Origin of the sequence: Pseudomonas sp. B21-048, from assembly GCF_024748615.1 — a bacterium.
Classification (GTDB): Bacteria; Pseudomonadota; Gammaproteobacteria; order Pseudomonadales; family Pseudomonadaceae; genus Aquipseudomonas.
This window is the reverse complement of record NZ_CP087168.1, coordinates 404,217-420,259: the sequence shown is the minus strand read 5'-3', so window position 1 is coordinate 420,259 and position 16,043 is coordinate 404,217. Positions and strand designations below refer to the sequence as shown.

The window sequence follows — 16,043 nt, the reverse complement described above, 5'->3', positions numbered from 1 at the left end:
GTCAAGGAGACCTCCATGCACTTCAAGAAACTCGCTACCGCCGCCACCCTGCTGATCTGCGCGTTGCCGGGCATCAGCCAGGCCCGTGATACCGCGGTGTATCTGCCTTTTGACAAAGCAGTCGCCGAAGCTACCCGCACCGGCAAAATCGATGGCAGCGTAAAGTTCTACCTGGCGGGCAACACACCGGCAGGCAACGTCACCGTTCTCAGCGCGGGTTCCGTGACTAACAAGAAAACCAACGCCTTCAACAAGTCGGACCAAGTGGCCTGCGAGTGGGTCGTGCAATCGGCAATCATCAGCCTGCACCAAGCGGCGAAAAACGCCGGCGCTAACGCCGTGACCAACATCGTCAGCTTTTACAAGAGCAACGAGCGCAAGGATGCCAAAACCTATGAATGCCACGCTGGGGCGATCATGGCGGGCGTTGCGTTGAAAGGGGATTTGGCGAAGGTTCAGTAACACTAGAACGACAAAGGGTGCCTTTCGGCGCCCTTTCACAGTCATTTCCCTTTCCTCTTTCCGGGCGCTCGCGGTCATGGCATTAACGGCTCAACCTTACGCGTCAACAACTCCACAAACGCCTTCGCCATCGGCGATTTCTGATCCTTGCGTTGCACCAGCCACACCGCCGACACCGCTTCCGGATCGAGCAAAGGCCGATACACCACGCCATCGATGCGCATCCGCTGATAAGACGCCGGCAACACCGACACTCCCAAGCCCGCCGCCACCAGCCCGATGATGGTCATCGCCTCGCCAGCCTCTTGCGCAAAGTGCGGGCTGAAACCGGCATCCCGCGCCAAGCTGAGAAGTTGGGCATACAGACCACTGCCATAGCTACGTGGGAAAAATACGAACGGTTCGAGGGCCAGCGCCGAGAGGAATAAGCCTTCTTCGCTGCAGCTCACCAGCGGATGCTTGGAGCTGAGCACCGCCACCAATGGCTCGCGCGTCAGTTCCACCACGCTGAGCGAGTCCGGCAACCCCAGCGGTCGCATGATGCCGACTTCGATCGACTCATCCACCAGCGCATCGGCCACTTGGGTGCTGCTCATTTCCTGCAGATGCAAATGCACCGCCGGAAAGCGCTGGCGAAACGAGAAAATTGCCTGGGGAATGGTCGAGTTGAACGGCGCCGATGAAGTGAAGCCGATTTTCAGTTCACCCAACTCACCGAGCTGTGCCCGCCGTGCCACATCCGCCGCTTTGTCGACCTGAGCCAGTACCAATCGCGCCTCTTCCAGAAACAACCGCCCCGCCTCACTGAGTTCGACCCGACGATTGGTCCGTTCGAAAAGGCGGGCACCGACCTCCTGCTCCAGCGCCTGAATCTGCTGGCTCAGCGGCGGTTGCGAGATGCCCAGCACTTGGGCGGCGCGGCCGAAATGCAGTTCTTCGGCGACGGCGATGAAGTAGCGCAGGTGGCGTAATTCCATGAAAACTCCATTAGGTCGTAAAACCTATCAAACAGGTCGAACAATATATTGGATTGAATTATTAGGCAGTTATATGATTTTTTCATTGCCTGACCGGCTGCACCCTCCGAGGTCCGAAGTGAAAACTGCTGTCGCCCCACTCGCCCATGAAATTCCGCTCACTGCGCTGGACGACGTCGTCGCCGAGCTAAGCGAGATCTACATCGAAAAAGGCACGCCGATGTTCATGCGCACGGTGCTGGCGCTGTTCTCGGGCGGTTTCGCGACCTTTGCCCTGCTCTACTGCGTGCAGCCGATGATGCCGCTGCTGTCCCGCGAGTTTTCCATCAACGCAGCCCAGAGCAGCCTGATCCTGTCGGTTGCCACCGGCATGCTCGCCATCGGCTTGCTGATCACCGGTCCTATCTCTGATCGCATCGGGCGTAAGCCGGTGATGGTCGCCGCGCTGTTCGCCGCAGCGCTGTGCACCATGGCCAGTGCAATGATCCCGAGCTGGCAGGGCGTGCTGGTGATGCGGGCGCTGGTGGGGCTGTCGTTGAGCGGTCTGGCGGCGGTGGCGATGACGTACCTGAGCGAAGAGATCCACCCGCAGCACCTTGGCCTGGCCATGGGCTTGTACATCGGTGGCAACGCCATCGGCGGCATGTGTGGGCGGTTGATCGTCGGCGTACTGATCGACTTCGTCAGCTGGCACACGGCGATGCTGGTCATCGGTGGCCTGGCACTGATTGCCGCCGCGGTGTTCTGGAAAATCCTCCCGGAATCGCGCAACTTCCGCGCTCGCTCGCTGCATCCGCGCAGCTTGCTGGACGGCTTTACCATGCACTTTCGCGATGCCGGCCTACCGCTATTGTTTGTCGAAGCGTTCGTGCTGATGGGCGCGTTCGTCACGCTGTTCAACTACATCGGCTATCGCCTGCTGGCCGAGCCGTATCACATGGATCAGGCCTTCGTCGGGCTGCTCTCGGTGGTGTACCTGTCGGGCATCTACAGCTCGGCGAAAATCGGCGCCCTGGCCGACCAGCTCGGCCGGCGCAAAGTGCTCTGGGCAACCATTGTGGTCATGCTCGCGGGCATCGCCCTGACCATGTTCACGCCGTTATCGCTGGTGATTCTCGGCATGCTGATCTTTACCTTCGGCTTCTTCGGGGCGCATTCGGTAGCCAGCAGCTGGATTGGTCGCCGTGCGATCAAGGCCAGAGGACAGGCTTCGTCGCTGTACCTGTTCAGCTATTACGCCGGGTCGAGTATCGCGGGCACGGCGGGCGGTGTGGCCTGGCACTGGGGTGGCTGGAACGGGATCGGGTTGTTTATTGGCGGGTTGTTGGTGATTGCGTTGTTGGTGGCATTGAAGCTGGCGAAGTTGCCACCGTTGGGCGATGTGAAGGCCTGACACAAAACCTTGTGGGAGCGGGCTTGCCCGCGATAGCGATGGTCGGCCCAGCACATGTGTTGTATGAGATGACGCCATCGCGGGCAAGCCCGATCCCACAATGAACTGCATCCACTGCTCATTTTCTGAACCACAAACAAAAACGCCCGGCATAAGCCGGGCGTTTTTTATTGGGCCACGATTACTCGTGATACTGCGCCGACAGCTCATGTACCGCGCGCAGGAAGGCGCCAGCGTGTTCCGGATCAACTTCCGGCGTAATGCCATGGCCGAGGTTGAACACGTGGCCGCTGCCCTTGCCGTAGCTGGCAAGGATCCGGCCGACTTCGGTGCGGATGGCTTCTGGCTTGGCGTAGAGCACGGTTGGGTCCATGTTGCCTTGCAGGGCGACTTTGCTGCCGACGCGTTGGCGGGCTTCGCCAATGTCGCAAGTCCAGTCCAGGCCCAGCGCATCCGCGCCAGCGTCGGCAATGCTTTCCAGCCATAGGCCGCCGTTCTTGGTGAACAGGATGACCGGCACTTGGCGGCCTTCGTGCTCGCGGATCAGACCGCTGACGATTTTGCGCATGTAGGCCAGGGAGAATTCCTGGTAGGCCGCTGCGGAGAGGTTGCCGCCCCAAGTGTCGAAGATCTGCACCGCTTGCGCGCCGGCCATGATCTGGCCGTTGAGGTAGCTGGTGACCGACTGTGCGAGCTTGTCCAGCAGCAGGTGCATGGCTTGCGGGTTGTCGTAGAGCATGGCCTTGGTCTTGCGGAAGTCTTTCGACGAGCCGCCTTCGACCATGTAGGTGGCCAGGGTCCATGGGCTGCCGGAGAAGCCGATCAGCGGCACGCGGCCGTTCAGTTCGCGACGGATGGTGCTGACCGCGTCCATGACGTAGCCGAGGTCTTTGTGCGGATCAGGAATCGGCAGGGCTTCGATGTCGGCCAGGGTGCTGATGACTTTTTTGAAGCGCGGACCTTCACCGGTTTCGAAATACAGACCTTGGCCCATGGCATCGGGGATGGTCAGGATGTCGGAGAAGAGGATCGCCGCGTCCAGTTGTGGGTAGCGGTCGAGCGGCTGCATCGTGACTTCGCAAGCGAACGCCGGGTTCATGCACAGGCTCATGAAGTCACCGGCCTTGGCACGGCTGGCGCGGTATTCAGGCAGGTAGCGACCGGCCTGACGCATCATCCACACAGGGGTGACGTCTACGGGTTGCTTGAGCAGGGCGCGAAGGAAACGGTCGTTCTTCAGGGCAGTCATGTCGGCATCCGGAAAAAAAGTGCGGGCATTTTCTCAGAGCGCGACGCAAAAGGCACGGCAAGAGCCGATCCTTTTGTCTATCGGGTCAATTTGTCGCGGTTTCACTCACCAGATCGTTCCCACGCTCCGCGTGGGAACGATCAGTGCGGGGGTTTAGACGCCCAGGTAATCCAGGATCCCTTCAGCGGCATTGCGGCCTTCGAAGATCGCCGTTACGACTAGGTCGGAACCGCGCACCATGTCGCCACCGGCGAAGATTTTCGGGTTGCTGGTCTGATGCTTGTATTGACCTTGCTCCGGCGCTACGACGCGGCCCTGGCTGTCGGTCTGGATGCTGAACTGCTCGAACCACGACGCCGGGCTTGGACGGAAACCGAACGCGATGACCACGGCATCAGCCGGGATGATCTCTTCGGAACCCGGGATCGGCTCGGGGCTGCGGCGGCCACGGGCGTCCGGTTCGCCGAGACGGGTCTCGACCACCTTCACGCCTTCGACACGGTCTTCACCGACGATAGCGATCGGCTGGCGGTTGTAGAGGAATTTCACGCCTTCTTCCTTGGCGTTCTTCACCTCTTTGCGCGAGCCCGGCATGTTCGCTTCGTCACGACGATAGGCACAGGTTACTGCTTTGGCGCCCTGACGGATCGAGGTCCGATTGCAGTCCATCGCCGTGTCGCCACCGCCCAGCACCACGACCTTCTTGCCTTTCATGTCGACGAAATCTTCCGGCGACTTTTCAAAGCCCAGGTTACGGTTGACGTTGGCGATCAGGAAGTCGAGCGCGTCATGCACGCCCGGCAGGTCTTCACCGGCAAAGCCGCCCTTCATGTAGGTGTAGGTGCCCATGCCCATGAACACGGCATCGTATTCTTCGAGCAGTTGCTCGATGGTCACGTCCTTGCCGATTTCGGTGTTCAGGCGGAACTCGATGCCCATGCCGGTGAAGACTTCGCGGCGATTGCTCAGCACGGTCTTTTCCAGCTTGAACTCGGGGATCCCGAAGGTCAGCAGACCGCCGATTTCCGGGTTCTTGTCGAACACCACCGGGGTCACGCCGCCACGTACCAGCACGTCGGCACAGCCCAGGCCGGCAGGGCCCGCGCCGATCACCGCGACACGCTTGCCGGTCGGTTTGACCTTGGACATGTCCGGGCGCCAGCCCATGGCGAACGCGGTGTCGGTGATGTATTTCTCGACCGAACCAATGGTCACCGCACCAAAACCGTCGTTAAGGGTGCAGGCACCCTCGCACAGACGATCCTGGGGACAAACCCGGCCGCAGACTTCCGGCAGGGTGTTGGTCTGGTGCGACAGCTCGGCGGCCTGGAGGATGTTGCCCTCGGCCACCAGCTTGAGCCAGTTGGGAATGAAGTTGTGCACCGGGCACTTCCATTCGCAATACGGGTTACCGCAACCCAGGCAGCGGTGGGCCTGGTCGGCCGATTGCTGGGGTTTGAACGGTTCGTAGATTTCCACGAACTCTTTCTTGCGTTGACGCAACAGTTTCTTCTTCGGATCTTTGCGCCCGACATCGATGAACTGGAAGTCGTTATTGAGACGTTCGGCCATTCTTCAAAACCTCGTACACGACAGCTTCAAGCCGCAAGCTTGAAGCTGCAAGAAAATCAAAATAATCCGCCATACCGCGCATTGCTTCGAGCTTGCCGCTTGAAGCTTGCGGCTTGCCACTGCGTCGTTATTGCGGACTCGCACGAGTACTGGAGAGCAGAGACTTCAAGCTCGCCGCCTTAGGTTTGACTAGCCAGAAACGACGCAAATAGTCATCGAGGTTTTCCGCGAGGTTACGACCCCACTCGCTGTCGGTTTCCTCGACGTATTCGTTCAGCACGCGTTGCAGGTGGCTGCGATAGGCTTCCATCGCCTCACCGCTGATCCGCTGGATTTCCACCAGTTCGTGGTTGACCCGGTCAACGAAGGTGTTGTCCTGGTCGAGCACGTAGGCGAAACCGCCGGTCATGCCTGAGCCGAAGTTGTAACCGGTCTTGCCCAGCACGCAGACGAAACCACCGGTCATGTACTCGCAGCAGTGATCGCCCGTGCCTTCCACGACGGTATGAGCACCGGAGTTACGCACCGCGAAACGCTCGCCCGCGGTACCGGCGGCGAACAGCTTGCCCCCGGTGGCGCCATACAGGCAGGTGTTGCCGATAATGGCGCTGTCCTGAGTCTTGTAGAGGCTGCCCTTCGGCGGAACGATGACCAGCTTGCCGCCGGTCATGCCCTTGCCGACGTAGTCGTTGGCATCGCCTTCCAGGTACATGTTCAGGCCGCCGGCGTTCCACACACCGAAGCTCTGACCCGCCGTGCCTTTGAAGCGGAAGGTGATCGGCGCGTTGGCCATGCCCTGGTTGCCATGCTTGCGAGCGATTTCACCGGAGATCCGCGCGCCGATGGAACGGTCGCAGTTGCAGATATCCAGGGCGAAATCGGCGCCGCTCATGTCGTTGATGGCCGAGGTGGCCAGGTTGACCATTTTCTCGGCCAGCAGGCCTTTGTCGAACGGCGGGTTGCGGTCGACCTGACAGAACTGAGGCTTATCTGCCGGGATATGATCGCTGCCGAGCAACGGGGTCAGGTCCAGGTGGTTTTGCTTGGTGGTCTGGCCTTCGAGGATTTCCAGCAGATCGGTGCGACCGATCAGCTCTTCGAGGGAGCGTACGCCCAGCTTGGCCAGCCACTCACGGGTTTCTTCGGCGACGTAGGTGAAGAAATTCACCACCATGTCGACGGTACCGATGTAGTGATCCTTGCGCAGCTTCTCGTTCTGAGTCGCGACGCCAGTGGCGCAGTTGTTCAGGTGGCAAATACGCAGGTATTTACAGCCCAGGGCGATCATTGGCGCGGTGCCGAAGCCGAAGCTCTCAGCGCCGAGGATCGCTGCCTTGATCACGTCGAGGCCGGTTTTCAGGCCGCCGTCGGTCTGCACCCGGACCTTGCCGCGCAGGTCGTTGCCACGCAGGGTCTGGTGGGTTTCGGCCAGGCCGAGTTCCCATGGAGCGCCCGCGTATTTGATCGAGGTCAGTGGCGATGCACCGGTGCCGCCGTCGTAGCCGGAAATGGTGATCAAGTCCGCGTAGGCCTTGGCCACACCGGCAGCGATGGTGCCGACGCCCGCTTCAGCCACCAGCTTCACCGAGACCAATGCCTTCGGGTTGACTTGTTTGAGGTCAAAAATCAGCTGCGACAAGTCTTCGATCGAATAGATGTCGTGGTGTGGCGGAGGCGAAATCAGGGTCACACCCGGCACTGCGTAACGCAGCTTGGCGATCAGACCGTTGACCTTGCCGCCCGGCAGCTGACCACCTTCGCCGGGCTTGGCGCCCTGAGCGACCTTGATCTGCAGCACTTCAGCGTTAACCAGGTATTCCGGGGTCACACCGAAACGGCCAGTGGCGACCTGCTTGATTTTCGAGCTCTTGATGGTGCCATAGCGCGCCGGGTCTTCGCCGCCTTCGCCGGAGTTGGAACGCGCGCCGAGGCGGTTCATGGCTTCGGCCAGGGCTTCGTGAGCTTCCGGCGACAAGGCGCCGAGGGAGATGCCCGCGGAGTCGAAGCGCTTGAGCACCGATTCCAGCGGTTCGATCTCGCTGATGTCCAGCGGCGTGTCCAGGGTTTTGACTTTGAACAGGTCGCGGATCATCGACACCGGACGGTTATCCACCAGCGCCGTGTATTCCTTGAACTTGCTGTAGTCGCCCTGCTGCACAGCAGCTTGCAGGGTGCTGACCACGTCCGGGTTGTAGGCATGATATTCGCCACCGTGGACGAACTTCAGCAGGCCACCTTGCTGGATTGGCTTGCGCGGGCTCCAGGCTTCGGCCGCCAGGGCTTTCTGCTCGGCTTCGATGTCGACGAAACGCGCGCCCTTGATGCGGCTTGGCACGCCACGGAAGCTCAGGTCGCAAACTTCTTCGGACAGCCCGATGGCTTCGAACAACTGTGCACCACGATACGACGTGATGGTCGAGATACCCATCTTCGACAGGATCTTCAGCAGGCCTTTGGTGATGCCTTTGCGGTAGTTCTTGAACACCTCATAGAGGTCGCCCAGTACTTCACCGGTGCGGATCAGGTCGCCCAGCACTTCATAGGCCAGGAACGGATAGACCGCCGAGGCGCCGAAACCGATCAGTACTGCGAAGTGGTGCGGATCGCGAGCAGTGGCGGTTTCCACCAAAATGTTGGAGTCGCAACGCAGGCCTTTTTCGGTCAGGCGGTGGTGTACCGCGCCGGTGGCGAGCGAAGCGTGGATCGGCAACTTGCCCGGGGCGATATGACGGTCACTCAGCACAATCTGGGTGCGACCGGCACGCACGGCTTCTTCAGCCTGATCGGCGACATTGCGCACCGCCGCTTCGAGGCCGACGCTCTCGTCGTAGTTGAGGTCGATGATCTGACGCTCGAAGCCTGGGCGGTCGAGGTTCATCAGCGAACGCCATTTGGCCGGGGAAACGACCGGCGAGCTGAGGATCACGCGCGAGGCGTGTTCCGGCGACTCCTGGAAAATGTTGCGCTCGGCGCCGAGGCAGACTTCCAGCGACATGACGATGGCTTCGCGCAGCGGGTCGATCGGCGGGTTGGTCACCTGCGCGAATTGCTGGCGGAAATAGTCGTACGGCGTGCGCACACGCTGGGACAGCACAGCCATCGGCGTATCGTCGCCCATCGAGCCGACGGCTTCGTAGCCTTGCTCGCCGAGCGGACGCAGCACCTGGTCGCGCTCTTCGAACGTGACCTGATACATCTTCATGTACTGCTTGAGCTGATCGACGTCGTAGAACGCCGAACCATGGTCGTTGTCTTCCATGGTCGCCTGGATGCGCAGGGCATTCTTGCGCAACCATTGCTTGTACGGATGACGGGACTTCAGGCGGTTGTCGATGGCATCGGTATCGAGGATCTGACCGGTTTCAGTGTCCACGGCAAAGATCTGCCCCGGACCGACGCGGCCCTTGGCGATCACGTCTTCAGGCTGGTAGTTCCAGACACCGATTTCCGAGGCCAGGGTGATGAAGCCGTTCTTGGTGGTAACCCAACGCGCCGGACGCAGACCGTTACGGTCGAGCAGGCACACCGCGTAACGACCGTCGGTCATTACCACGCCGGCCGGGCCGTCCCACGGCTCCATGTGCATCGAGTTGTATTCGTAGAACGCCCGCAGATCCGGGTCCATGGTTTCGACGTTCTGCCACGCAGGCGGAATGATCATCCGCACGCCACGGAACAGGTCGATGCCACCGGTGACCATCAGCTCAAGCATGTTGTCCATGCTGGAGGAGTCGGAACCTACGCGGTTCACCAGCGGGCCGAGTTCTTCCAGATCCATCAGATCGTTGGTGAACTTGGTGCGACGGGCCTGAGCCCAGTTGCGGTTGCCGGTGATGGTGTTGATCTCGCCGTTGTGGGCGAGGAAGCGGAACGGCTGCGCCAGCGGCCATTTCGGCAAGGTGTTGGTCGAAAAGCGCTGGTGGAACACGCAGATCGAGGTTTGCAGGCGCTTGTCGCTCAGGTCTGGATAAAAGGCGGTCAGGTCCGCCGGCATCATCAGGCCTTTGTAAATGATGGTCTTGTGGGAAAAGCTGCAGATGTAGTGATCGACGTCGGCGGCGTTGGCCACGGACGAACGACGACGGGCGCTGAACAGCTTGATCGCCATGTCCTGATCGCTCAGGCCTTCACCACCGATGAACACTTGTTCGATCTGCGGCAGGCGCTCGAGGGCCAGGCGGCCGAGGACACTGGTGTCGATTGGCACTTTGCGCCAGCCGACCAGTTGCAGGCCTTCGGCCAGGATCTCGCGGTTCATGTTCTCGCGAGCGGCTTCGGCTTTAACCGGGTCCTGGTTGAAGAAGACCATGCCCACGGCATATTGCTTGGGCAGTTCGACGCCGAAAGTTTCCTGGGCAATCGCACGCAGGAACACATCAGGCTTTTGAATCAACAGACCGCAACCGTCACCGGTCTTGCCGTCGGCGTTGATCCCACCGCGGTGGGTCATGCAGGTCAGGGCCTCAATGGCCGTTTGCAAAAGGGTATGACTGGGCTCGCCCTGCATATGGGCTATCAGGCCGAAACCGCAGTTATCCTTGAATTCATCTGGTTGGTACAGACCTGCTTTCATAGACACTTTCTCACCAGGCTGCCTCTTTTCGAGGCAAATTTCTTTTCAATTCAACCGGTTACCATCCACGCCGAACGTACGCCAGCTTTGCGGGGGCAAAAGGGAGGTCATTGTACACACCGACACAGAGGCTCACAAATTTGACGACGAAATGTCGCAAATCTATGTCGCATTTGTGAAAGGTTTAAAGCTATATGCCGTGCTAGTCAAAACTTTTTTAATTTTTGACCGCAACGACTCAAAAACTACTGTGACGCAGACACCACAAGGCACGCGCCCTTGGGGGAGCGCGCACTTGCAGAAATTTTGAGGTGCCTGGAGAGGCGGCCTGGGTAAGGCCGCCGAATCTTCAGCGAGTTGTTGCCAGTTCCTGTTGGACGCTGGCGACAGTGCGAGGCCAAGGTTTACCAGCCTGAACCTTCGCTGGCAAGGCCTTGATGGCGGTAACGGCTGCATCGCGGTTGGCGAAGTTACCGTAAGTGATGACGTAAAGCGGCTTGCCGTTGAGCACTTTCTTGAAGTAGCGGTACTCGCCGCCCTGCTCTTTGACGAAGCTCTGTGCGGCTGATTCGGAGCTGGTGCCAAGAATTTGCACCACGTAGTGACCCGGTGCCTGGCCTGCGTACCAGCTGCCACCGGCGGCTTTGGCCACGGTGACCTTCTCGGCCGGCTTCTCGGCTGGCTTCTCGGCAGGTTTGACGGCGGCGACTGGTTTGGCTGGCGCCGGCTTGGCAACCGGCGCAGGCGCTGGCTTGGCGGTGGCGATCTGAGTCGGCGCAGGTGTCGGCTTGGCGGCCGGAGTCGGTGCAGGTCCTGCCGGTACGCCTGCCGGCGGCGCGGTGGTGGTCACGGTAGGTGGTATAGCGCTGGAACCTTCGACCGGTACGCCGTCGTCGCCTTCGGTGATACCACCGGCGGCTTCGGCCAATGGACCACGCATGACCGGTTGTGAATTGCCGACCAACGGCAACGGCATCGGTTGCGAATTACCGGCGAACTCGACGGATGGCGCGCCGCCGCTGTTAGGTTGTGGCGCACCCTGGCCGAGCGGCAGTTGCGCCTGTTCGTTGGCAGGCGCGCCAGTGGTCGGTGCTTTGTTGCGACCCGGCATCAACCAGGCGGCGGCGACCGCGACCACGACCACGGCGGAAATCGCCAATACGTGTTTCTTCGGCATGTTGAACCCCATACTTGGACGCTTCACCGCTGAGCGGCTGGCAATCATGGTTTCGATCATCGCATCGCGGGCGACCTGATTGATGTTGCCAGGCCAACCGTCGGAGCTTTCGTGAATATCAGAGATCTGATCCGCGGTGAAAAGTTCGATACCCCGGCCAGCGCCTTCGAGACGCTGGTCCAGGTATTCGCGGGTTTCTTCTTCGGTGTAAGGCTGCAATTCGATAACGTGGAAACGCTCTTCCTCGAGGCTCAGGGCTTCAAGTTGAGCAATCATCGAGGACTCCCCAAACAGGAACACGTGCGGGCGACCTTCCGGCGCACCAGCGGCCAAGGCCAGCAAGGCTTCCAGCGCGGACTCGTCGAGTTGCTCGGCATCATCCACCAGCAAATAGACTTCCTGCCCCGTGAGGGCAAGCTGTACCACTTGAGCCAGGATCGCGCCGATTTCAGCCTGGGCAATGTTCAGCGCCTGAGCCACCTGATTCAGCACGCCTGCCGCATCGCCGGCACCACGGGCGGAAACCACCACGCTCTGCACTGACTGTTTGTTGGTGCTGGCCACCAAGGCCTGACGCAACAGGGTTTTGCCACTGCCTTGAGGGCCAGTCACCACCAGCAACAACTGGCTGTAACGGGCCAGATGATGCAGCTGCCCCAGCACGGGTTTGCGCTGGGCCGGGAAAAACTTGAAGCCAGGCACCCGTGGAGCGAAAGGGTCATGACTTAACTGAAAATGGCCGAGGAACGCCTCGTCGGCATGCAAACTAGTCATCGGGATCTTATTAACCTTTAAGCTGAGCCAGGACGCGGTAATCCGCTCCCAGCGTGGCCTGTAAAACCTCTTTCGGATAATCGTCGGTCACCACTGCTTCGCCCATATGGCGCAGCAGCACCAGGCGCAAACGACCGTCGATCACTTTCTTGTCAATTGCCATGTGTTCGAGAAAATCGGCTTCGCTCATCTCTTCCGGCGGAATGACCGGCAGGCCGGCACGCTGGAACAGACGAATACCGCGATCACGCTCCTGCTCGCTGATCCAGCCCAGGCGCGCAGACATTTCCAAAGCCATTACGGTGCCAGCAGCGACTGCCTCACCATGAAGCCAGACACCATAGCCCATGTGGGTTTCGATGGCGTGGCCGAAGGTATGACCCAGATTCAACGTGGCACGCACGCCGGTCTCTTTCTCGTCAGCACCGACCACCGCAGCCTTGGCTGCGCAGGAGCGTTCGATGGCGTAAGTCAGGGCGGTCTGGTCCAGCGCTCGCAGGCGATCGACGTTTTCTTCGAGCCAGGTGAGGAATGGCTCGTCGCAGATCAGCCCGTATTTGATGACTTCCGCCAGCCCGGCGGACAGTTCGCGGGGCGGCAAGGTATTGAGAGTGGCGGTATCGATCAGCACCACGTTGGGCTGATAGAAGGCGCCGACCATGTTTTTACCCAGCGGGTGATTGATCCCGGTTTTGCCGCCCACCGAGGAGTCGACTTGCGACAACAACGTGGTCGGTATCTGGATGAAATCAACGCCACGCTGGTAACAGGCGGCCGCAAAACCGGCCATGTCACCGATCACGCCGCCACCGAGGGCGATTACCGTGGTGCGGCGGTCATGCCGCGCGGTCAGCAGGCCGTCGAAAATCAACTGCAGGGTTTCCCAGGTCTTGAAGGCTTCGCCGTCGGGCAGTATCACGGAAATCACCGAGAACTGCGCAAGACTGCGAGTCAGACGCTCGAGGTAGAGCGGCGCGACGGTCTCGTTGGAGATGATCGCCACCTGCCGCCCGCGAATGTGCGGTGCCAGCAGCTCAGGCTGATCCAACAAACCTTCGCCAATATGAATCGGGTAGCTGCGCTCGCCTAGATCGACCTTGAGTGTCTGCATGTGTCCCCACAGTGAAGATTGAATCAGGCATCCTGCCTTCAGTTTACGAATTTCATGACGTCTGCTGGTGTGACGCCGTTCGGTAGCCAGCCACCACAACCTTGAGCGGCTGCAACAAGACGCCGAGGATAGCGCATTTCGCGCCCCGCATTAACGTGGAGGTAACTGCTGCAAGCGCTCGAGAATATCAAGCACCACCATCCGCGGCGGTCGCTCATCGGTTTCCACCACCAGGTCGGCGATCTCCCGATACAGCGGGTCACGGAGCGCCAGCAAGTCCCGCAGGGTCTTGGCTGGATCGGCAGTGCGCAACAGTGGCCGATTGCGGTCGCGAGCCGTTCGGCCGACCTGCTGCTCGACAGACGCATGCAGATAGACCACCCGGCCACCGGCGTGCAGCGCCCGCCGATTGGCTTCGCGCATCACCGCGCCGCCACCGGTCGCCAATACCACGCCATCGAACGCGCACAGTTCGGCAATCATCGCCTCCTCGCGGTCACGAAAGCCCGGCTCACCTTCCTTATCGAAGATCCACGGAATATTGGCGCCCGTGCGCAATTCAATTTCCTTATCGGAATCTTTGAACGGCAGGCGCAGCTCTTTGGCCAGCAACCGGCCGATGGTGCTTTTTCCAGCCCCCATCGGTCCAACAAGAATCAAATTTCGCACAGAATCAATGACTCACAGCAATCGCCTGATTGTTCATGATACGCGGAGTGAGAAATACCAGCAGCTCGGATTTTTTCTCCGAAACCACGTCACGCCGGAAAAGGCGGCCAAGATACGGCACATCACCGAGAAATGGCACCTTATCTACAACCTTGCTCTGAGTATTTGAGAAAACTCCGCCAATGACGATGGTCTCGCCATCGTTGACCAACACTTTGGCGTTGACCTCGTTTTTCTTGATCGGCGGTACATCCTGCACTTTGTTCAGGTAGTCCGGTTCGTCCTTGGTGACCTTGACCTCCATGATGATTCGGTTGTCTGGCGTGATCTGCGGGGTCACTTCCAGGGACAGAGAAGCCTCCTTGAACGACACCGAGGTGGCGCCGCTGGAGCTGGCTTCCTGATAGGGAATCTCGGTGCCCTTTAGTATTTTCGCGGTTTCCTTGTCGGAGGTGACCACCTTGGGCTGCGAGACGATTTCCCCGTTGCCGGTTTTCTCCATAGCCGAAAGCTCAAGGTCCAGCAGCACATTGTCGGTAATGAAGGCGATGCCGATCCCCGAGGTATTGGCAGAGGTCCCCAAGTCAACGAACGGCGAATTGGTACTGGTGCTGCCCGGTGTACCAATGGTGGTCGAAGAGCCGTTGACCCCGGACGTGTTCCAGTTGCCCTTCTGCACCGAACCACCCCAGCGTACGCCAAGGCTTTTATCGTAATCGACGTTGGCCTCGACGATGCGCGCCTCGATCATTACCTGACGCACCGGAATATCCAGCTGCGCAACGATGCGACGCAGTTCGTCGAGCCGATCCTGGGTCTGGTAAGCAATGATGTTGTTGGTTCGCTCATCGACAGTGATTGACCCTCGCTCGTCGATTTTCGCCTCAGCGCTGGTCACCGACTGGAACAGCTTGGCGATATCGGCGGCTTTGGCGTAGTTGACCTGTAACAGCTCGCGACGTAGCGGCGCCAGTTCGGCGATCTGCTTCTGCGACTCCAGCTCCTGGCGCTCCCGAGCGGCGATCTCATCGGCTGGTGCCACCAGCAGCACGTTACCGATCTTGCGTTTATCCAGACCTTTGGTTTTCAGCACCAGGTCCAACGCCTGATCCCACGGCACGTTCTGCAGGCGCAAAGTTATGCCGCCCTGCACCGTGTCGCTGGCCACCAGATTGAGGTTGGTGAAATCGGCAATCAGTTGCAGAACCGAGCGCACATCAATGTCCTGAAAATTCAGCGAGAGTTTTTCACCGCTGTAGGCAAAGCGTTCGGCGTTACGTTTTTGCAAGTCATCGACGGTCATCGGCCGGACGCTGACGGTCAATTTGTTGTCGGTCTGATAGGTCGAATAATCGAAGGCGCCGCTGGGCTCGATACTGATTGTGGCCCGATCGCCCGTGGCACTGGCGTTGACGAACTGCACTGGCGTGGCGAAATCCTTGACGTCGAGGCGTACACGCAACCGTTCAGGCAGTTGGGTCTTGGTGAAACCGACGATGATCTTGCCGTCGCGCTCCTGGATGTCCGGGGCGATGGACGGGTCCGACAGATCGATGACCACATTGCCCTCACCCTGGGTGCCGCGCTGGAAGTCCACGCCCCGGATGGCTTTGCCCACGGGCGCATTGGCCCTGGCGGGCGCTGGCGCTGCAGTGGCTGCACGCGAGGTGCTGGTAATCGGCTTGGGCACCTTGCTACCCGCCCCCTGCCCGACGACCACGAACAGATTGTTGCCTTCAACGCGTGAGTTGTACGGGGCCAATTGAGTCAGGTTGATGATCAGTCGTGTGCGGTCTTTAGCCTCTACTACCGTGGCACTGCGGGCATTGCCGCCGCCCAGATCGCGATTCTTGTTCGCCAGCTGACTGGTGACCCCCGGCAGGTCCAGCGCAATCCGCGCAGGCTGCTCCGTCGTGTAACCATGGGGTTGCGGCGGCGGCCCGTCGAACGACAACTTCAACTCGACACGGTCACCGGGCAGCGCAGCGACATCCAGCGCTTTGAGGCTGGCCGCCTGAACCATCGGCGACAGAAACGCTATCCATAGCGAAATACCGAAGGTTGAAAAAATCCTGTTCATTATTCG

The 16,043-nt window shown here is 60.0% G+C and carries 10 protein-coding genes; 2 read left to right on the top strand and 8 right to left on the bottom strand.

The genetic code is table 11. From position 1 onward, the window contains the following. Window positions 1–15: 15 nt before the first annotated feature. Window positions 16–462: an excinuclease gene (locus LOY56_RS01935; RefSeq protein WP_258619275.1), complete on the top strand. Its 447-nt coding sequence runs from the start codon at window positions 16–18 to the stop codon at window positions 460–462. A gap of 74 nt (window positions 463–536) precedes the next feature. Here the strand turns inward: LOY56_RS01935 and LOY56_RS01930 are convergent, their stop codons facing one another. Continuing rightward, window positions 537–1,439, bottom strand: coding sequence for a LysR family transcriptional regulator (locus LOY56_RS01930; RefSeq protein WP_258619274.1), 903 nt, complete (start codon window positions 1,437–1,439; stop codon window positions 537–539). 118 nt (window positions 1,440–1,557) lie between these two features. Here LOY56_RS01930 and LOY56_RS01925 point away from each other — a divergent pair, with 118 nt between their 5' ends. Beyond that, window positions 1,558–2,832, top strand: coding sequence for an MFS transporter (locus LOY56_RS01925; RefSeq protein WP_258619272.1), 1,275 nt, complete (start codon window positions 1,558–1,560; stop codon window positions 2,830–2,832). Between the two features lie 181 nt (window positions 2,833–3,013). Here LOY56_RS01925 and hemE read toward each other — a convergent pair whose 3' ends face one another. The 7 genes from hemE to pilQ form a co-directional block, all read right to left on the bottom strand. Continuing rightward, window positions 3,014–4,081 carry a uroporphyrinogen decarboxylase gene (gene hemE, locus LOY56_RS01920; RefSeq protein ID WP_258619271.1) on the bottom strand — a complete coding sequence of 356 codons (1,068 nt, stop codon included), beginning with the start codon at window positions 4,079–4,081 and terminating at the stop codon, window positions 3,014–3,016. Between the two features lie 153 nt (window positions 4,082–4,234). Further along, window positions 4,235–5,653, bottom strand: a complete 1,419-nt coding sequence (locus LOY56_RS01915; RefSeq protein ID WP_192346761.1) for an FAD-dependent oxidoreductase — start codon at window positions 5,651–5,653, stop codon at window positions 4,235–4,237. 127 nt (window positions 5,654–5,780) lie between these two features. Beyond that, window positions 5,781–10,226, bottom strand: a complete 4,446-nt coding sequence (gene gltB, locus LOY56_RS01910; protein WP_258619269.1) for a glutamate synthase large subunit — start codon at window positions 10,224–10,226, stop codon at window positions 5,781–5,783. Window positions 10,227–10,575: 349 nt separating this feature from the next. Further along, a complete protein-coding gene (locus tag LOY56_RS01905; RefSeq protein ID WP_258619268.1) occupies window positions 10,576–12,177 on the bottom strand; it encodes an SPOR domain-containing protein in 1,602 nt (533 codons plus the stop codon). Window positions 12,178–12,187: 10 nt separating this feature from the next. Continuing rightward, window positions 12,188–13,288, bottom strand: a complete 1,101-nt coding sequence (gene aroB, locus LOY56_RS01900) for a 3-dehydroquinate synthase (protein WP_258619264.1) — start codon at window positions 13,286–13,288, stop codon at window positions 12,188–12,190. 150 nt (window positions 13,289–13,438) lie between these two features. Beyond that, complete coding sequence (aroK, locus tag LOY56_RS01895; RefSeq protein WP_258619262.1) at window positions 13,439–13,957, bottom strand: shikimate kinase AroK; 519 nt, start codon at window positions 13,955–13,957, stop codon at window positions 13,439–13,441. Window positions 13,958–13,961: 4 nt separating this feature from the next. Continuing rightward, window positions 13,962–16,037, bottom strand: coding sequence for a type IV pilus secretin PilQ (gene pilQ, locus LOY56_RS01890; protein WP_258619260.1), 2,076 nt, complete (start codon window positions 16,035–16,037; stop codon window positions 13,962–13,964). Window positions 16,038–16,043 lie beyond the last annotated feature (6 nt).